At 31.5% G+C, this 19613-nt stretch carries 22 protein-coding genes; 21 read left to right on the forward strand and 1 reads right to left on the reverse strand.

Annotated features, from left to right (window positions below; genetic code table 11):
• From EV196_RS19970 to EV196_RS18815, 9 genes are all read left to right on the forward strand, one after another.
• Positions 1 to 408 (forward strand): ShlB/FhaC/HecB family hemolysin secretion/activation protein (locus tag EV196_RS19970; protein WP_317128027.1); only part of this gene is annotated, 408 nt, incomplete at its 5' end.
• A 51-nt stretch (positions 409 to 459) separates the two neighbouring features.
• Positions 460 to 1974, forward strand: coding sequence for an FMN-binding glutamate synthase family protein (locus EV196_RS18785; RefSeq protein WP_132219328.1), 1515 nt, complete (start codon positions 460 to 462; stop codon positions 1972 to 1974).
• A 4-nt stretch (positions 1975 to 1978) separates the two neighbouring features.
• Entirely contained in the window at positions 1979 to 2119 is a 141-nt protein-coding gene (locus tag EV196_RS19975) for a hypothetical protein (protein WP_165876206.1), read from the forward strand.
• Positions 2119 to 4131, forward strand: coding sequence for a polyphosphate kinase 1 (gene ppk1, locus EV196_RS18790; protein WP_132219329.1), 2013 nt, complete (start codon positions 2119 to 2121; stop codon positions 4129 to 4131). Before EV196_RS19975 ends, ppk1 begins: the two co-directional genes overlap by 1 nt.
• Complete coding sequence (locus tag EV196_RS18795) at positions 4128 to 4943, forward strand: SdiA-regulated domain-containing protein (protein WP_132219330.1); 816 nt, start codon at positions 4128 to 4130, stop codon at positions 4941 to 4943. The genes ppk1 and EV196_RS18795 overlap by 4 nt, the downstream gene beginning before the upstream one ends.
• The gene (locus EV196_RS18800) at positions 4940 to 5917 is read left to right on the forward strand and encodes a DUF6268 family outer membrane beta-barrel protein (RefSeq protein WP_132219331.1); all 978 of its coding nucleotides are present in this window, start codon (positions 4940 to 4942) and stop codon (positions 5915 to 5917) included. The genes EV196_RS18795 and EV196_RS18800 overlap by 4 nt, the downstream gene beginning before the upstream one ends.
• A gap of 8 nt (positions 5918 to 5925) precedes the next feature.
• Entirely contained in the window at positions 5926 to 6999 is a 1074-nt protein-coding gene (locus EV196_RS18805; protein WP_132219332.1) for a DUF2652 domain-containing protein, read from the forward strand.
• A complete protein-coding gene (locus EV196_RS18810; protein ID WP_132219333.1) occupies positions 6992 to 8161 on the forward strand; it encodes a Pycsar system effector family protein in 1170 nt (389 codons plus the stop codon). The genes EV196_RS18805 and EV196_RS18810 overlap by 8 nt, the downstream gene beginning before the upstream one ends.
• Positions 8158 to 8916 carry an alpha/beta hydrolase family protein gene (locus EV196_RS18815; protein WP_132219334.1) on the forward strand — a complete coding sequence of 253 codons (759 nt, stop codon included), beginning with the start codon at positions 8158 to 8160 and terminating at the stop codon, positions 8914 to 8916. Before EV196_RS18810 ends, EV196_RS18815 begins: the two co-directional genes overlap by 4 nt.
• A 40-nt stretch (positions 8917 to 8956) precedes the next feature.
• Here the strand turns inward: EV196_RS18815 and EV196_RS18820 are convergent, their stop codons facing one another.
• Positions 8957 to 10081 carry an inorganic phosphate transporter gene (locus tag EV196_RS18820; RefSeq protein ID WP_132219335.1) on the reverse strand — a complete coding sequence of 375 codons (1125 nt, stop codon included), beginning with the start codon at positions 10079 to 10081 and terminating at the stop codon, positions 8957 to 8959.
• Positions 10082 to 10218: 137 nt separating this feature from the next.
• Here EV196_RS18820 and EV196_RS18825 point away from each other — a divergent pair, with 137 nt between their 5' ends.
• The 12 genes from EV196_RS18825 to EV196_RS18880 all read left to right on the forward strand — a co-directional run bounded on the left by EV196_RS18825 (position 10219) and on the right by EV196_RS18880 (position 19612).
• A complete protein-coding gene (locus tag EV196_RS18825; protein ID WP_132219336.1) occupies positions 10219 to 11133 on the forward strand; it encodes a patatin-like phospholipase family protein in 915 nt (304 codons plus the stop codon).
• A gap of 2 nt (positions 11134 to 11135) precedes the next feature.
• Positions 11136 to 11831 carry a DUF547 domain-containing protein gene (locus EV196_RS18830; RefSeq protein WP_132219337.1) on the forward strand — a complete coding sequence of 232 codons (696 nt, stop codon included), beginning with the start codon at positions 11136 to 11138 and terminating at the stop codon, positions 11829 to 11831.
• A gap of 27 nt (positions 11832 to 11858) precedes the next feature.
• Positions 11859 to 12542 carry a phosphopantothenoylcysteine decarboxylase domain-containing protein gene (locus tag EV196_RS18835; protein WP_207902880.1) on the forward strand — a complete coding sequence of 228 codons (684 nt, stop codon included), beginning with the start codon at positions 11859 to 11861 and terminating at the stop codon, positions 12540 to 12542.
• A 50-nt stretch (positions 12543 to 12592) separates the two neighbouring features.
• Positions 12593 to 13264, forward strand: coding sequence for a hypothetical protein (locus EV196_RS18840; protein ID WP_132219338.1), 672 nt, complete (start codon positions 12593 to 12595; stop codon positions 13262 to 13264).
• 69 nt (positions 13265 to 13333) lie between these two features.
• Positions 13334 to 13792, forward strand: coding sequence for a DUF2062 domain-containing protein (locus tag EV196_RS18845; protein ID WP_132219339.1), 459 nt, complete (start codon positions 13334 to 13336; stop codon positions 13790 to 13792).
• Complete coding sequence (locus EV196_RS18850) at positions 13779 to 14159, forward strand: rhodanese-like domain-containing protein (protein ID WP_132219340.1); 381 nt, start codon at positions 13779 to 13781, stop codon at positions 14157 to 14159. The genes EV196_RS18845 and EV196_RS18850 overlap by 14 nt, the downstream gene beginning before the upstream one ends.
• Positions 14160 to 14194: 35 nt before the next feature.
• Positions 14195 to 14863, forward strand: coding sequence for a DUF6796 family protein (locus EV196_RS18855; RefSeq protein WP_132219341.1), 669 nt, complete (start codon positions 14195 to 14197; stop codon positions 14861 to 14863).
• A gap of 43 nt (positions 14864 to 14906) precedes the next feature.
• The gene (locus EV196_RS18860; RefSeq protein ID WP_243652289.1) at positions 14907 to 16535 is read left to right on the forward strand and encodes a CRTAC1 family protein; all 1629 of its coding nucleotides are present in this window, start codon (positions 14907 to 14909) and stop codon (positions 16533 to 16535) included.
• 16 nt (positions 16536 to 16551) lie between these two features.
• Complete coding sequence (locus tag EV196_RS18865; RefSeq protein ID WP_132219343.1) at positions 16552 to 16932, forward strand: hypothetical protein; 381 nt, start codon at positions 16552 to 16554, stop codon at positions 16930 to 16932.
• Between the two features lie 54 nt (positions 16933 to 16986).
• On the forward strand, positions 16987 to 18393 hold the full coding sequence (locus EV196_RS18870; protein ID WP_132219344.1) for an FAD-dependent oxidoreductase: 1407 nt from the start codon (positions 16987 to 16989) through the stop codon (positions 18391 to 18393).
• A 155-nt stretch (positions 18394 to 18548) separates the two neighbouring features.
• Positions 18549 to 18932: a YHS domain-containing (seleno)protein gene (locus tag EV196_RS18875; protein WP_132219345.1), complete on the forward strand. Its 384-nt coding sequence runs from the start codon at positions 18549 to 18551 to the stop codon at positions 18930 to 18932.
• Positions 18933 to 19081: 149 nt separating this feature from the next.
• Positions 19082 to 19612 (forward strand): S1C family serine protease, encoded by a 531-nt coding sequence (locus tag EV196_RS18880; RefSeq protein WP_165876207.1) that lies wholly within the window; start codon positions 19082 to 19084, stop codon positions 19610 to 19612.
• Position 19613 lies beyond the last annotated feature (1 nt).

Genomic DNA, 19613 nt, shown 5'->3' on the forward strand with positions numbered 1-19613 from the left:
TACCCTGTTTTAAAAGACGATAAATTAACGATTTCAACTATTTGGAAGGGACATATAATCTCTAACCAAAGTTTTGAATTCTATCAAGCAGCAAGGATTGGTGGTAAGAATGGATTAAGAGGTTTTAGAAATGAACGCTTTTCTGGGCAAACATCCTACTATCAAAACACCGATTTACGTTGGAATATTACACGTTTTAATGCAGGAATACTTCCAGCTAAGTTAGGTGCCTTTACAGGGTTTGACTATGGACGGGTTTGGTTAAAAAATGACAATTCTAACAAATGGCATACAGCTTATGGCGGCGGTTTATACGTAAACACTGCTGGACTTTTTACGTTTCAAACCTCCTACTTTTCATCAGATGATGGCGGTCGATTTATGTTTGGGTTAGGTTTTGGATTTTAATCTGCAGGATATTAAAACAGCAACTTTATATTAAAAAATAATTTATACTATATGAAACCGAGAGAAATTTTCATTGCATTTGCAACATTTACTTTACTCACAATCGGGATGGTTTCTATATTTTGGAGCTCCGTTTTATGGAGTTTAATTGTCTTTTTACCAATAATAATTATAGGCGTTTATGATATTATACAAAGAAAGCATGCCATAAAAAACAATTTTCCGGTAATAGGGCGTTTAAGATATCTTTTGGAAACGTTTCGACCAGAAATTCAACAGTATTTTGTAGAAACAGAGACGGAAGGTACTCCTATAAACCGAATGTTTCGTTCGTTAATTTACACTCGTGCCAAAAACCAAAACGATACTACACCTTTTGGGACTAAATCAGATGTTTATCGAGTTGGGTATGAATGTATGGCACATTCCATGTATCCAAAACATCACGATGAAGTAGAACAAAACCCAAGAGTTCTGTTTGGTGGAAAAGACTGCAAACAACCTTATAATGCGAGTCTTTTAAATATTTCTGCTATGAGCTTTGGCTCTTTAAGTAAAAATGCCATTTTAGCCTTGAGTAAAGGTGCTAAATTAGGTGGTTTTGCTCATAATACGGGAGAAGGAGGATTAAGTCCATACCATTTAGAAGGCGGTGGCGATTTAATTTGGCAAATTGGTACAGCATATTTTGGATGCAGAACGAAAGACGGAAATTTCTGTCCAGACACTTTTAAGAAAAAGTCTTTATTAGATAATGTGAAAATGATTGAAATCAAACTTTCACAAGGTGCCAAACCAGGTCATGGAGGTATTTTGCCAGCATCAAAAAATACGGAGGAAATAGCCAAGATAAGAGATGTAGAACCGCATACAGAGATACTTTCGCCTACTTATCATAAGGCTTTTAATAATGCTGAGGGCTTATTGCATTTTGTGCAGCAATTGCGAGAACTTTCAGGAGGAAAACCTGTCGGGTTTAAACTTTGTGTAGGTAGTAAAGAGGAGTTTATTGAAGTTTGTGAGGCCATGAAAAAAACACAAATATTGCCAGATTTTATAACCGTTGATGGTGGTGAAGGTGGTACAGGAGCCGCACCTATCGAGTTTACTAATTCAATAGGGTTGCCACTTCGCGAAGGTTTGTCATTTGTAGTGGATAGTCTTATTAGGTATAACTTTAAAGACAATGTTAGAGTCATTGCTTCAGGAAGAGTTTTTTCGGCTTTTCACATAATCCGATTAATTGCTTTGGGAGCAGATACGGTTAACAGCGCTCGCGCCATGATGATGGCTATTGGTTGTATTCAAGCCTTGCAGTGCAATACCAACACATGCCCTACAGGTGTAGCAACGCAAGATAAAAGTTTAATGAAAGGTCTAGACGTAAATGATAAATATGTTCGAGTAGCTAATTTTCATAAAAAGACTGTAGATAGTTATTCAGAAATGATTGCTGCCGCAGGATTGAGTAATGGCGACGAGATTCAACGAAAACACATTTTGCATCGTTTAGGACCAAATAAGATGGTTACTTATAACGAATTATATCCAGAACTTCAATATTAAAAAAATGAAAAATATACTATTAATTTTACTTGTAGTTATAGCCATAGCCATGGTGATAATTGGGATTATTGGAAAAATACTTCCTCCAATTTTTACTGGAATAGGGTTTATTATTATTTCAATTTTATTGCATAAACGAAACTAATGAAAACAACTGTAATTCCATCGGAACTTTCTTGGTTGTATTTTAATCAATGCATTATTGATGAAGCGGCCAATGTTAATAATCCGCTATACGAACGTATTAAGTTTCTGTCTATTTTTTCTTCAAATTTAGATGAGTTTTTTAGAGTAAAAGTAAATCATTTAGCAAGTCATAAAAGTATTAGAAAAAGTGAGCTTTTTAACACAATTTTGAACGAAATTAATCTGCAGCAAGAACAATTTGGTACAATATGGGGATCTCAAATTATTCCCGAGTTACTTCAAAATAATATTATTGTTTATCAAGGACAATCTATTGAAATCTGTCATTTAAAAGAAGTTGAACGCTATTTCAAAAGTGAGGTATTATCTTTTATTCAAGTTGTTTTTATTAAAAATGGAATCAATAAAGTTTATTTTTTAGATAATAGAACCTTATATTTTTTGGTTAAATTAAAAAATAACGATAATCAGTTTGAATATGCATATATCAATATCCCATCAGATAAATTAAACCGATTTAAACTACTTTCAAAAAAAGATAACGCACATTATATTATTTCTTTAGATGAAATTATAAAATCGTGCTTACACTTGATTTTTGCAAACGATACTATTGTTTCTTGCTTTGCTATTAAAATAAACCGCGATGAAGATTATGAAATTGAAGATGAGGATTCAGGTAATTTAATACTTAAAATTAAGCATAAAATTGAAGAACGAAAAACAGGCTTGCCAACGCGTTTTTTATATGATGCTACAATGCCTGTTGAAGATGTTAGAATATGTAAAGACACATTTCAACTTAAAAAGCGTGAGATGATTGCAGGTGGAACCTATCATAATTTATTTGATTTGTTCAAATTTCCAAACCCAATAAAGCCAAAACTTCAAAATCTCGATTATCCAGCTCTAGAACATGCAACTTTTGAAAATTCAAATTCAGTTTTTGATGTTATTGATTCAAAAAACCAACTCTTGCATTTTCCATATCATTCCTATCATTATGTACTTCAATTTTTTAATCAGGCGGCAATAGATAGTAGAGTTACAAAAATTATGGTTACTCTATATAGAATTTCTACTCGGTCCTTAATAGCAAATGCGTTGATAAGCGCTGCGAAAAACGGAAAAAAAATAACTGTTTTTGTAGAAGTAAAAGCCCGTTTTGACGAAAACAACAATTTGCATTGGGCAAATGAAATGAAAAAAGCGGGAATCAAAATTATTTATAGTATGCCCAATTTAAAAGTTCACGCCAAAATTGCACTAGTTACTATGAAAGTTGATGCTAAAATTACTAAAAACTACGCCTATTTAGCTACGGGTAATTTTAACGAAAATACGGCGACAATTTATGCAGATCATGGTTTTTTTACTGCTGAAAAGAAATACACTTCTGATATTGAAAAGGTATTTAAGTTTCTTAAAACGAAAGAAAAACATTGTGAAATGGATACGCTTTTAGTAGCTGGTTTTAATATGAAGGAGAAAATTATGAATATGATTGACAACGAAATCCAAAATCATAAAAGCGGTAAATCGTCAGGAATCTTTCTAAAAGTAAACGGGATTGATGAAAAGGATATCATTAGTAAACTCTATGAAGCAAGTCAAAAAGGAGTCGAAATTACAATAATAGTTAGAGGGATTTGCATGTTGTTACCAGGTATAAAGGGCGTAAGCGAAAATATAAAAGCCTATAAAATTGTGGATATGTTTTTAGAACATGCGAGAATATACAAATTCAATAATGCGGGAAATGAGAACATTTTTTTGGCCTCTGCAGATATGATGAACCGGAATTTGAACAGTAGAATTGAAGTTGGTTTCCCTATTGAAGATGATAACTTAAAAGCTGAAATTAATAAAATTATTCAATTTCAATTAGATGATAACACAAAAAAAAGGACAATTAATTCACATGGAAAAAACGGATTAGTTCCAAACATAAAAGCACCAAGAAGAGCACAAGTGGATAGTTATAATTGGATAAAAGAACGTATTACATGATAAAAAAAAATCTTTGTATCGCAATTCTTAGTGTCAGTCTCTCTTGCATTACCAATTCGCAAACATCATTTGATTTAAGTAAACATTACGATTTAAAAAAACCTTCAGAATATTTTGAAATGCCTTATGAACTAAGAGAAATATCTGGAATTGATACTATAAACGCACATCAACTTATAACTCACAATGATGAAAAAGGTGAAATATTTATTTATGATTTGAATAATGAATCTATCAAAAAAACAATTTCTTTTGGTAAAAAAGGTGATTATGAGAATATTACAATCGTAGGAAAAACGGCTTTTGTATTACGTTCAGATGGGACTATTTATGAAGTAAAAAATTATCTAGAAAATCCAATAACAACTATCCATAAAACTTTTTTATCAAAAAAAGATAACGTAGAAAGTCTATGCTATGACCAAGAAAATAATCAATTATTATTAGCAACCAAAGGAAATAAAGTGAAGAAAATATATGCTTTTTCTCTTGAAAATAATGAGCTGATCTCAAAGCCTATTTTTGAAATAAACCCTAAAATCATCAAAAAACATTATCACACTAAGAATGATTTTTCACCAAGTGCCATTGCCATTCAACCTATTACTAAAAATTATATTATACTTTCTTCCATAGGAAAAATGCTTGTTGAGTTTGATAATGAAGGACAATTGATACACGTATTTAATATAAACTACGCCTATTTTAGACAACCAGAGGGCTTGTGTTTTTCTAAAAACGGCGACATGTATATTTCCAATGAATCTAAAAACAGTAAAGCAAATATTCTAAAATTTGATTATTTACCATGAAAAAAATAATTTTCACCCTTTTAGTTCTAAATATATTCTGGGCTTATGCACAAAAAGATACAACTGCGGTGTACTGCGTTCCCGTTTTAAAAGACCTTCCTATTGGAAAAGGTCTTGTAATAGAATACCAAAACGTTTCAAATATTTCAATGGAAACCATTGATAAAACTGGCAATTTCACAAACACCAAAAGCAACATTAAATCAAATACTCATTTTCTGGCAAAACTTGAAATTCCTGTTGTAAATAAAGATTATTTAAGAATCATGGCAGGATTAAAATACAATAAAGAAGAATTTCATTTTAATGATGCAGAATTAAATCCATTTTATAAAAATTTAGAAGATAGAGGACTACAAAGTATAGGAATGAATGTTTCTATGGTAAAACCTACAAAATCTAATAAGTTTTGGATTTTAAGAGCAAGTGCCGATTTAAATGGTGATTTTGAGGCTTTAAATTCGTTTTCCGATTATTTAAAATTTTCAATATCTCCAGCATTAGGTTGGAAAGTCAATGATAATTTTTCGTATGCATTAGGGGCTAGTTATAATTTTCGTTTCGGAGATCCTCTTATTGTTCCTGTTGTTGCTTTAAATACTATTTTTAATAAAAAATGGGATATGGAAGCTATTTTACCTTTGTTTATAAGATTGAGATATCAATATAATAGTGGGCTAATTTGGAGAAACACAGTAGAACTTGATGGGGCATCGTATAAAATGAATAATTTTGGAGACGAATTTTCGCAATATACCAATTTACATTTGCATCGTTCCGATATACAATTTTCTACAAGAGTGGAAAAAAAATTAGTAGGCTGGCTTTGGGCAGCATCAGAAATAGGTTTTAGAGAAAATTTAACTTACAATTTAACCAATTCAAACAAATCAAGTAACGATGTAATCTTTGATAATACACTTAAAACTGCCTTATTGTTTAATGTATCTTTATTTATATCACCAAGAAAATAATTTGAGCTATGCAAAAAGCAATTTACTTTATGCCTGATATTAGTGGATTTACAAATTTTGTAAATAACACCGAAGTAGAGCATAGTATACATATTATTGCCGAATTACTTGAAATTTTACTCGATAATAACACTTTAGATTTGCAGTTGGTCGAAATTGAAGGAGATGCCTTGTTTATGTATGTCACTAATATTCCGAATTATGATGAACTGATGCAACAAGTAACTATAATGCATGAAGCATTTCATAAACATACTCAAAACTATGATTCTTTGCGTATCTGTAATTGCGGTTCGTGTAAAACAACTACCAATTTAGAGCTTAAATTTTTGGTTCATTATGGTGATTTAAATTTTATAAAGGTGAAGCATATAACCAAACCTTATGGAAGGGATGTTATTAAAATTCATAGACTATTAAAAAATAAAATTACCTATGATGAATATGTTCTTTTTACCAATTCTGTTTTTGAATTATTTGAAAATCAAATACATGATAGTTGGGAAAAAACGACCGAAGACTATGATTTGATTAGTTTGGATTACTTTTATAAAAATTTAGGATCTGTAAAATTTAAAATTCAAAAGTTAAATCCTTTATCAGAAGAACATATTGATAAACCTATTTTAACTATAGAAAAAACATTCAATGCCAATATTGAAACTATTTATAGTTATATAACAGAGTTAAAACATCGGCATCTTTGGGACAAAGAAGTCAAACGAATTGAATATGATGCTAGCAAAGTGAATCGCATTGGAACAGAACATAACTGCATTTTAAATTTGGGAAGTTTAAAGTTTGAAACGATTACTGAACCTTCTTCGGATAGTTTAACTTATGGAGAAAAAACGAAGGAAATGAAGTTTACCCGTGATTTTTCATATCTTATCAAGCTTAATAAAATTGATGCCAACAACACTAAAATCGTCTTAAACATCTATATAACATTTTCAACTATTGGGACTTTTATGAAAAATAATATTTTAAAATTAGTTACTAAAATGTGGAATAAAAAATTAGATGATTTACACGAAATAACGAAAAATGAAAATTCAATAATAAATAGTCACAATGAATAAAGTAGTTCAAAACGCATCACAATATGTGCTTGAGTATTTAAACAATCATTTAAATACAAGTTTTATTTATCATAATTATAAACACACGCATTATGTAGTTTCAAAAATAGAAGAATTACTTCAATCTATTGACTTTACAACTGAAGAAAAAGAAATTATACTTTTAGCAGGTTGGTTTCATGATATGGGATATACCGTAAATAAAGCCAAACATGAAGATCATAGTATGGCTATTGCAAAAAAATATTTAGAAGCGCAGAATTATGATGCTGCTAAAACGGCTCAAGTTTTAGCGTGTATTAATGCTACAAAACTTGGTGAAAAACCATCTAATTTATTAGAAGAAATTATTTCTGATGCAGATTTTGCCCATTTAGCAGATACCAATTATAAAAACATATCAGAAAATCTTCGATTAGAATTTGCCAACACCGATTGTGGTATGTATTCTAATGAAGAATGGCTTGAGGAAAACATAAAAGTTTTTACTAACCATAAATACTATACCAAAGAGGCTAATTTGAAATGGAGTTCTGTAAAAAATGAAAACCTAAAAGCATTACATAAGCAATTAAAGAAACAGGTTAAAAAGGCAAAAAGCAAAACAAATTCAGATAATCGTTCGGAGCGTAGTGTAGATACTTTGTTTAGAGTCACTTTAAAAAATCATATAACATTAAGCGATATTGCTGATACAAAAGCTAATATTTTACTATCAGTAAATGCAATCATTATTTCAATAGCTTTGTCCAATTTAATTCCAAAGTTTGATAATCCTAAAAATGCTTTTTTAATATATCCAACTATTATTTTTGTAGTGTTTAGTGTTGTTGCAATAATTTTATCCGTGATTGCTACAAGACCAAGTATAACTTCTGGAAAATTCACTAAAGAAGATGTGGCCAACAAAAAAGTAAATCTTTTATTCTTTGGAAATTTTCATAAAATGACCTTACCCGACTTTGAAGAAGGCATCACTCAAGTCATGAATGATAAAGATTATTTATATGGTTCCATGACTAAAGACTTATATTTTTTAGGTAAAGTTTTAGATAGGAAATATCGAATTTTAAGATGGACCTATTCAATTTTTATGATCGGAATTATTGTTTCTGTAATAGCATTTGCTGTTTCTTATAAATATTTATGTGTAGTAGTATGATTTCTAAAAAAGTAACATTCAAAAATAATAAAGGTCAAATTTTAGCTGCTCGACTAGAACTGCCTGAAAATGAAACACCAAGAGCATTTGCGCTTTTTGCGCATTGTTTTACATGTAATAAAAATTTAACGGCAGTTAGAACCATTGGAAAAACTTTAACACAAAAAAAAATTGCTGTTTTACGTTTCGATTTTACAGGTTTAGGCGAAAGCGAAGGTGATTTTGAACATACCAATTTTTCGTCAAATGTCGAAGATTTGTATAGTGCAGCTCAATTTTTGGAAGAAAATTATCAATCACCTTCGTTATTAATAGGTCATTCGCTTGGTGGTGCTGCGGTTTTGTTTGCTTCAGCAAAGATGCCATCAGTTAAAGCAATTGCAACGATAGGAGCGCCTTCAAACCCTGAGCATGTGGCACATCTTTTTAAAAATAGCGTTGACGAAATTAATGCCTCAGGAAAAGCGCTTGTATCCATTGGAGGAAGAGAATTCACCATTCAAAAACATTTTTTAGATGATATTCAAGATAAAAACATAAAGCATAGTTTAGACGAATTTAGAAATTCAATTCTCATTATGCACTCTCCTCAAGATACAACCGTAGGAATAGATAATGCAGCAGAAATTTATAAAGCTGCACGTCATCCAAAAAGTTTTGTGTCTTTAAATGGAGCTGATCATTTATTATCAGACAAAAGAGACTCTGAATATGTTGGCAATATTATATCAACTTGGGCAGATAGGTATTTGTAATGTGTTGGGCTAGTGAAGTTGAGTGTCGCAGTCGCAATAACTAATTAATTTTAAGAAGTAACCAATATATGATGGCGCTGCAAATTGCTGCAATAGGTAGTGTTAATAACCAAGACAACAGAATATTTTGTATAACCTTAAAATCGGCCTTTTTTGTAACTGTTCCTATACCAAAAATAGAACCAACAGATACATGGGTTGTTGAAACTGGTAGACCATGTATACTTGCCGTTGTAACTAAAAGCCCTGTGATTAAATTTGCAGTAAACCCTTGACCACTATTCATTGGAGTAATCTTTTTACTCATCATTTCTCCTACTTTTTTTGCGTTTAATAATCCTCCAATAGCCATTGCTACGGCCACAGTTAGCATGCCCCATTTAACGTCTAATGTGTTGATTACAAGCAATAATCCAACAATCTTTGGTGTGTCATTTAGCCCTCTTGCAAAACTTACAATTCCTGCACTTATATAATGAGCAAGGTCTAACATTTTTTGTGAATTGATGCCAATAAAATCACCTTGATACCTTTCAATGCACTCCTGTTCATTACTTATTCTAGAGACTGTATGAGTTTCAGTTTCTGCTGTAATCAATCCATTAAAGTTCATAGTGCTTGTTATAGGTATATATTCTTTGCCAACACAAATACAAGTTTTCTTTGTTACTCCTAATGAGACCCTCAATTTCCTAAAAATAGTATATGTTATTAGACTAACCATTGCTGCCATAAGCGGGCTTACAATTAAAGGCATTAAAAATGTTCCACCAAGTTTGGTAAAATTAAATGAAGCACCAACAGCAACCACTCCACTTCCAAATAAGGCACCTACTAAACTATGTGTTGTCGAAATTGGCATTCCAATTTTAGTTGCAAAAAAAACGGTTATAGCAGCACCCAAGGCAATAGATATGGCAAATTCTGGTGATTGGATTAATGTGTCAGGAACTAAACCTTTTCCCGAAAAGTTTTTGACTAAAGTGCTTGCAAAAAAAATAGCCGCAATGGAGCCTGAAATAGTGGTTAATGTTGCCCAAGTTATAGCTCCTTTATAGTTTGTAGTTCCACTACCAAATAGTGTTGCAACTCCTTTAAAATTATCATTTGCTCCATTACTAAAGGCTAGAAAACAAGCTGCTAAAAAAAGAAAAATTAAAATCATATGTTATTATAATGTATGAGTAGCCGTTTAGCCTGAACAGAATTAAAATAGTAGTCGAAGTAGAGCAAGATTAATTACATTTTTAAGAATTGTCAGTATTTAAGTTTTCACACGTCTGTTATTAAAAGAACAAACTAATGAAAGCACTCGTAATTTCTGGTGGTGCTAGTAAGGGCGCTTTTGCTGGAGGTGTGGCAGAGTACCTTATCGACGATTGTTGTCATCATTACGATTTGTTTGTTGGTTGTTCTACAGGTAGTTTGCTCATGTCTCATTTGGCAATTGGGAAAATAGACAAAATTAAAAAAGTTTATACTTCTGTTTCTCAAAATGATATTTTTAGCATTAATCCCTTCAAGATAAAAAAAACAAAAACAGGCTATAAAACCTCTATACATCATTTTAATACCATTAGAACATTTATAAAAGGATGTCCAACATTTGGTGAAAGTGATAACTTAAGACAGCTAATTAGAAACAGCATATCAAGCGAAGATTTTAACGCTATAAAAGAAAAAAATAAAAAAGTGATTTTTACGGTTTCAAATCTTTCGTTAGATACGATTGAATATTATAATTCAGACGATTGCACCTATGATGACTATTGTGATTGGGCTTGGGCTTCCTGTAATTTTACGCCTTTCATGAGTATCTTGGATAAAAATAATTATCAATATGCAGATGGTGGTTTCGGCAGTTATGTGCCAATTTTATGCGCAATTGAGAACGGAGCCTGTGATATCGATGTCATCATTTTAGAAAATGAAAATAGAAATACAAAATATCCTGTAATTACAAATCCATTCTCATTATTATTTAGAACCTTTAAATTTATGAACCATCAAAATAGTACAAAAGATATTATAATTGGGAAGCTCATTGGATTAAATAGAAAAGTGAATATCAATTTTTATTATACACCTTATCAGTTAACAGATAATCCTTTAATTTTTGATGCGGAACAAATGACACAATGGTGGAATGATGGGTTTGAATTCGCCAAATCAAGAAACCCCGTTAGTTTTTGCCACATCCCAAATATTAACTATTAAATATGATAAATAAAACTCCGAATCCTTTAGTAGCACTTTCAGGTGCATTATTGCTTCATGTAAAATTAAATAAGGATACTACTGCTTTAGAACAAAAATTAGGTGAATTCACTTTAGAAGAATTACAGCGCCAGTTAAGCAGTGATGAAGCCAAAAAGACCTTTTGGATTAACATATACAACGCCTATTTTCAGATGCTGTCTAATTCAAAAAAAGTTAAAAGGAAAACTATTTTCAAAGTAAAATCAATTGAAATTGCTCAAAAATCATTTAGTTTAGATGATATAGAACATGGCATTTTGAGAAGATACAGAATGAAACAGAGTTTTGGATATCTGCATAATCCTTTTGTGTCATCATTAATCAAAGTTTTAGCAGTAAAAAAATTAGATTACCGTATTCATTTCGCCCTAAATTGCGGTGCCAAAAGCTGTCCACCAATAGCTTTTTATACCCTCGAAAAGTTAGATGAAGAATTAAATTTTGTCATGGAATCATTCCTTGATTCTGAAACTTCTATTGACGAGAATAATAAAACCATATCCACATCAAAATTACTGTATTGGTATTGTGCGGATTTTGGTGGTTATTTCAAAATAAAAAATGTTCTGAAAGATGTTTTAAATCGAGATTTCACGAACTATAAACTCTCATTTAAGGAGTATAGTTGGGATACTCAACTTAACAATTATTTATAGCCAATAAAAATTCTTTTAACAAACTAAATGATGCAAAATAGTCTTCAAAGCAAAAACATATTAGTAACCGCGGGTCCAACTCGAGAATATCTAGATCCCGTGCGTTTTCTTACTAATGAATCTACCGGAAAAATGGGTTACGCCATTGCTGAAGCTTTACAAAATTTAAACGCCAATGTCTATTTAGTAAGTGGTCCTGTTTCGATTCAATCAAATTTCCCAAAAGAAAAAATTATTAATGTAAAAACAGGAAAACAAATGTACCATGCTTGTGAGCAACTATTTGGTACTATTGATATTGCCATTTTTTGTGCTGCGATTGCCGATTATACTCCAAAAGTTACCTGCGATTGTAAAATAAAGAAAATAGATAATGAAATTTCAATGGAATTTGTTAAGAATGTTGACATTGCTTTTGAATTTGGAAAAGTTAAAAGCAAGCATCAAAAATCAATAGGGTTTGCTTTAGAAACTAACAATGTTTTAGAAAATGCAGCAGCTAAATTAAAAAAGAAACACTTTGATTGTATTGTCGCAAATTCACCAAATAAAAATGAAGGATTTGGTTTTGATACCAATAAAATTGCCATAATTAAAACCGATTTATCAGTTACCGAATTCCCTTTAAAAAGCAAACAAGACGTGGCAAAAGATATTGTGAATACCATTATTGACATGTATAATCCCGTAGCTGCAACAGTAAATGGATAGATTTAATTAGGATGTCTTTTTCTTGTAAAATAGTATGTTCCATTTTTTATTTGTTTTTATTTCACAATGATTTAAAAGCGCAAGAAATTGTTGAGTCTTTTTATCAAGATAGCTTAACTAATGGCGAATTCTCAAATTTAAAATCAGAATTCGGGAATCATAAAACCGTGATTGCAGATTATGAAAAGCAAATGCTCATTGCGTTGTCTTATTTTCCTGAGCTTAAGGATGTTAAAATCGTATTTAGATTAAGAAATAGAAAAACGCCCTTAGCCACCAGACCTACTTTTTTTAGTATGTTTTGTTCGGCTAAAAAACGAACATATGTTATTACAATTAGTAAAAAAAGCACCAACTATCTCAATACTATTATTTTCAAAAACTTAAATTATAATGCCCAAATAGGTGTTTTAGGACATGAGTTGAGTCATATTTCAGATTACTTAAATAAAGGTTTTGGTAAAATGGTTGTCATCGCAAAAAACGAATTATTGTCTCCTACGGAAGTCGATAAGAGAGAATTTAACACGGATTTAGACTGTATTAATCATGGTCTGGGTTTTCAACTTTTAGATTGGAGTATCAATGTTAGAGAAAATCTCAAAAGAGCAAATTGGCTTGGCGCAGTTAATTTATCAAATGATGAAAAAAGTGAACGGTATATGAATCCATCCACCATAATGGAAGTACTTTCAAAACACCCTCTTTACCAGGAACATTAAAAAATGATTAGTGATTGTCAGGATTGAAACGTTTGTCAGTCTGTTTATAAAATAAGTTATTTTTTACAGATGCAACTCACTTTTCAGACCTTATGGCAAAAAATTAAACAACCTTTTAGACAAGGGTTAGGTAGAAATGAAATTGCAAAAGCCATAATTGTGAGTTTATTGGTCACGGTGCTTCCAATATTTGGCGTTACTACAATTATTTTAACTTTTTTAGCAGTTAAATTTAAACTTAACTTACCAATTATGGTTGCAGTCAGTTATATAGCAACCCCTTTGCAGTTTATATTTTTTATGCCATTTATTCATGTCGGAGAGGCTATTTTTAATACAAAGCATACATTATTAACAGTTATTGAAATTAAAAATGCTTTTGAATCCTCGTTTTTCCATACTATAAAACAACTTATTTTCGAATTAGTTTGTGGAGTTAGTGGATGGTTATTATTGGCTCTACCAATTGCTTTGGTGAGTATCCTGTTAATTAACAAAATAAATTATTCTAAAAATGAAACAATCTAAAGTTATAAGCATTTTCTTTTTCATAGTGTTATTACATGCTGTTTCAAGTTTTTCTCAGCAACAATTATCTGTTAAAGCGTTTGAAAAAGGAATTCAAAATGATGTTCAATTAATAGATGTTCGCACAAAAAACGAATATGATTCAGGGCATATAAAAAATGCGAGGTTAGCCAATTGGTATGATAAGGTTGAATTTTCAAAAAACACAAATTCATTAAATAAATCAATACCCATATATCTTTATTGTAAATCGGGAGTTAGAAGTGGAGAAGCTTCAAAGCTTTTAGCTTCAAAAGGATTTAAGGTTTTTGAACTTAAAGAAGGAATTGATCAATGGATTTCAGAATCAAAAAAAATAGTTTATTAATTTTTAAAATTACGGTATTCAATAAAATATAGCACATGCAACTCACAAAAAATTTAGGGTATCTAGGTCTTCTAGGAGCAATATTAGTAGGGATAGGCGAATTCTATTTACATTATTCCCCTCATATTTTAGATAGCGCAACAGATTATTATTTTTTCAAACTTGTATCACTTGAAAACTTAACAACAGGGCATTTTCTTGCCGTTATTGGTTTGCCTTTTTATTTTGCCGGTTACATTCATATTTACAGAATGCTTAAATCTGGTAACGAAACTTTGGCTAGAATAGTTTTAGGATTAGGGTTTGTGTCTTTTGCAATAGGGGGTATTTGGATTGGTTCTCGCGCTTCAATAGGGAATATTGTTCATTTAAAAGACGCCTTAGATGTAGTGAATTATCAAAATCTTATAGACCATTATACCAATCATATGGAGGTTCTAGTAAAAGCACTTCGCGTTGTTATTGCCGTACTTTCCATAGTTTTTGTTTTAACGGTTTTAAAAGGAGGCACATATTATAAAAAATGGATGGCCATTTTTAACCCTATAGCCATTCTCTTATTATTAGTTATCTTAGGGAAACTCATTCCTACTATTGGTAAATATTTGTTGCCAATATTAATGAATGTAACACATTTTATACTCTTTTCACTTTCACTTTATCAATTAAATAAACTAACTAAAACCAATATAAAAAATGTTTAGGAAAAACACAAAAAACTTAATTATCGTCTTTAAAAAAACCTTTATGGTTATAGGAATTATACTATTAGCACTTATTGCAGTGGTAATTTATTTTTTCTGGAATGATGCCGTTTCAGATAAATATGATATTACCATTAGTGAAGATAAAATACCCGTTTTTAGTCTAGTAGAATTGGGTTTTGTCCATCAATATAATGGAGATAAATCGCTTCCAATTGCACCTTCAGCGTTAATAGATATAGATAATGATAACGTTGATGAAGTGTTTTTTGGAGGAGGAATGAATCAGGAAGATGCCATTTTTGCTTATAGAAATAACAAATTTGTAAATATTTCTTCTGAAGTCAATTTACCTAAAAAAGGAACGGAAACCACGAGTACTGGTGTAGTTTCAGCCGATTTTGACAATAATGGATTTACAGATTTGCTATTGGGTCGTGAAGATGGTCTTAGAATTTACTACAACTTCGATGGCAAATTCATCGAAAAAATTATTGATACACCAATGAATGAAAAATCTATCCCAGCAGGGTTAACTGTTGGAGACATTGACAAAGATGGTGATTTAGATATTTTTATGTCCACATATCTAAAAAAGAACTTGATGGAAGGTCAAACCATTTTTGAAGATAAAACTTATGGTTCTACAAGTGAATTGTTGTTAAATGATGGCCATGAAAATTTTACCAGTATCACTAAACAAGCAGGACTTGAATATGTACATAACACATTTATGGCTGTTTTTGTAGATATAGATAATGATACCAATATAGACTTAGTTGTAGCACATGATACAGGAGAAGTAAGAACATATAAAAACAATGGAAATCTGACGTTTACAATGAAAGAGAACCCAACAACAAACAAATTTGCGTATCCTATGGGGATTGCTGTTGGGGATTACAATAATGATGGATTGGTAGATTTTATGTTCTCTAACACAGGAAGCACCTTGCCAAGGGCATTGGCAAAAGGAGATATTAAAGATGCCTCAAAATTTAATGAAAAATGGATTTTATTTCGCAATGATGGTAATTTTAAATTTACCGATGTTGCTGCTGAAACTAAAATAGCCGATTACGAATTTTCTTGGGGCTGTACATTTGCCGACATGAACAATGATGGTCTTCAGGATTTAATGGTGGCCGAAAATTACGTGGACTTGGCTCCAAATAAAATATTTCGATTAAAAAGTCGGTTTTTAGTGCAAAAAGAAGATGGCACATTTGCACCTACTGAGGAGAAAAGTGGCGTTGTAAATCCACATTTTGGAATTACGGCTTTGGTGAGTGATTTTAATAAAGATGGTTATTTAGATATGATTTGGACCAATATTGATTCACCATCATTAGCCTACATTAATAAAGGAGGTGTCAATAATTTTATTCAAATAGATTTAGAAGATGCTGCTAAAGACCAAGGAGCGAAAGTCACCATAACAACAGCGACAAAAACATTAACCGAGTGGTTAGTAACTGGTGAAGGTTTAGCAAGTGACCAAACAGCCTTGTTACATTTTGGTTTAGGACAAGATACCGAAGTAAAAAGGGTTCTGGTACAATATTTAAATGGAAAAACTGACGAAGTAATTAATCCTAAAATCAATACGATTTTAAATATAAAATCTGAAAGAGAAAAACTGAAAATTAAAGATTCGATTAATCTAAATTGAAATTAATTATTAAGAAATGACTACAAAAAAAGTATTATCGTTTGCTATAACAATTCTACTGCTCATAGGTATTTGGGGAACAGGTGGTTTGGTATGGAATGAAATCCAAACTGGAAATGGATGCCCTAAAATCTGGATTATCCCTGCCTGTGTTATTGTGTTTATTTGCTTTTTAATTCCTCTTGTTGTACATAATTTAAATAAATGGAATCGATTATATTTTGTTTTTACAGGACTTGCGGTAACTATTGCCATTGTTGCATCTATCATGCAATTTACAGGCAATGGAGAATGCCCAAAATTAGATAATGGAACACCAATGTGTTACTTGTCATTACTTATATTTTCTGCGTTAATCGGATTAAAAGTAACCTTGTTGAATAAAGAAAACCACTAATATGAAATCGTTTAAATTATTCAAGAAACTATAATAATATTAAAAACTTACTAAATGAATACAATACAATTTTTTGGAGCCGATTGGTGTCCAGATTGCCAAAGAGCAAAGGCATATTTAAAAGAAAATAATATTAATTTTAATTTCGTTGATGTTGATTTAGATAAAGATGCAACAGCTAGGGTTGAAGCAATAAACAAAGGAAAACGGATAATTCCTACCATAATTATTAATGATAAACCATTCACAAATCCTGATAACGCTATACTTGCTAATACATTAGGAATCAATAAAAATGGAAGAGTGTTACTATATGGGGCCAACTGGTGTCCGGATTGTCAACGTGCAAAAGCATATTTACAGGACAACCATATTAATTTTCAATTTATTGAAGTAGATAAACACGATTGGGCTGCAAAATTGGTTGAAGAAACCAATAAAGGAAAACGCATTATTCCAACAATTTTCATAGATGATGTTGCGTATACCAATCCAGACAATGCTGTTTTGAAAGACGTTTTATCAATTGGTCATGAAACAGAAAAAAGGGTGTATGATAGTATTATTGTGGGCGCCGGAGCTGCTGGTTTAACGGCATCTATTTATATTCAAAGAGATCGATTTAATTCATTGATCCTTGAAAAGAAGAACATTGGCGGGAATGCTTTTCTAACTGAAAAAATTGAAAACTATCCAGGTTTCACAACTATTTCTGGACCGGAGCTTACACAAAAAATGGCCGAACAGGCTAAAACCTACGGTGCAAAAATTGAAACAGGAGTTTCAGTAAACGCTATTAAAAAAACAGGAACAACCTTTTCTGTAACAACAAATATGGGGCAATACGAAAGTAAAACCGTTGTATTGGCATTGGGTTCAACATATCGCAAATTAGGAATTCCAAATGAGGAAGATCTAATTGGTGCGGGCATTCATTTTTGTGCAACTTGTGATGGTGCATTTTATAGAGATAGGGAGATTATCGTAATTGGCGGTGGAAATAGCGCTTTAGAAGAAGGGGTGTTTTTAGCTAAATTTTGTAAAAAAGTCACTATTGTAAACCGAGGTACTGAATTTACTGCGTCACAGACTTATATCGAAAAGCTGACTTCAATTAAAAATATCGAAACCTATATGAACAAGGAGTCTGTGGAGTTTATTAAAAATGATAAAGGCAATTTCAAAGGGTTAAAGGTAAAAGACAGAACAACTGGAGAAACACAAGAATTATATGCCGACGGCACTTTTATATTCATTGGGCTTATTCCAAATACTGACAGTATAAAAGATTTAATCCAACTTAGCGAACGAGGTTTTATCACCACAACAGGATTGGCAGAGACCAATGTAAAAGGCATATTTGCCGCTGGAGATTGTCGGGAAGGTGCCATTGCACAAGTAGCAGCTGCTACGGGAGAAGGTGTTTTGGCAAGTTATGGTGTACGCCAATATTTTAACTAGAATGTTGCCTCCTTTGAGTTAATTCATGTTGAAATAATTACAACGAGTATTCCTTTAATAATTGAAATAAAATAAAGGGAGAAAGTGATTTTTTAACAATAGATATAGACTAAAGAAAAATAACTTAGAATTTAATAATACTAAAAATAAACAAGATGATACAAAACTTAAAAAGCGGTGTAGCCATACGAGGTTACGATGTGGTATCTTTTTTTAATGGAACACCAGAAAAAGGAAATTTAAGCCATGTTATAGACTATAATGATGCTAAATATCTTTTTTTTTCAGAATTAAATAAGGTAAAATTTAAGGCTTCACCAGAAAAATTCATACCACAATATGGTGGTTTTTGTGCATTTGCAATGTCTGAAGGAAAAGAAGTAATTCCAAATCCCAAAAGTTGGAAAATACAAGATGGAAAACTTTATTTTTTTACACGAATGCTTTTTGGAGTTATAGATGCGAAAAGACAATGGATAAAGGATCCTGCCAGCAAACTAAACCTTGCGAATGAAGCATGGAAAAAAATGAATACCTAAATTATAAATTACAGATGAATTAGCAGTTAAATGAAACTTATAATGCCATATGCTTAAAATAATAGTATTGCTTCAAAAATTAATGAAATAAGACAATATGTTTAATTCGAATTTTAAAGACTTGATATATGAAAACACTATCATTAGTATTGACATTGATCCTTTGTTCCTATGTAAATGCACAGGATGTTTCGACTTTATTTGAACAATTGGACCCTACGGTTGTAACGATTGAAGTAACCGAATATAAGATTAAAAACCAAAAACTTTCAGCTTCTGAAGGTTTAGGTTCCGGAGTGATCATTAGTTCAGACGGATTGATTCTAACAGCAGCCCATGTTGTTGAATCGGCAAATGAGGTGCTCGTCAAACTTCAAAATGAGACTTCGTTTGGGGCTGATGTATTATCAAGTTCTTCTGCTGCCGATGTAGCACTTATTAAGCTACGAAATCCACCAAAAAATTTAATGTTTGCAAAACCCGGAAATTCAGATACAGCCAAAATAGGAGAACAAATTTTGATTATTGGTGCACCACTTGGATTGGAACATTCTCTATCTGTAGGATACATAAGTAGAAAGATGAAAAAAAACATGATTACCAATGGCGAGATGGCTGGGTTTATTCAAACAGATGCTTCTATAAATCACGGCAACTCAGGTGGCCCAATGTTTATTTAAT

This window comes from Mariniflexile fucanivorans, from assembly GCF_004341235.1.
In the GTDB taxonomy this organism is placed as follows: Bacteria; Bacteroidota; Bacteroidia; order Flavobacteriales; family Flavobacteriaceae; genus Mariniflexile; species Mariniflexile fucanivorans.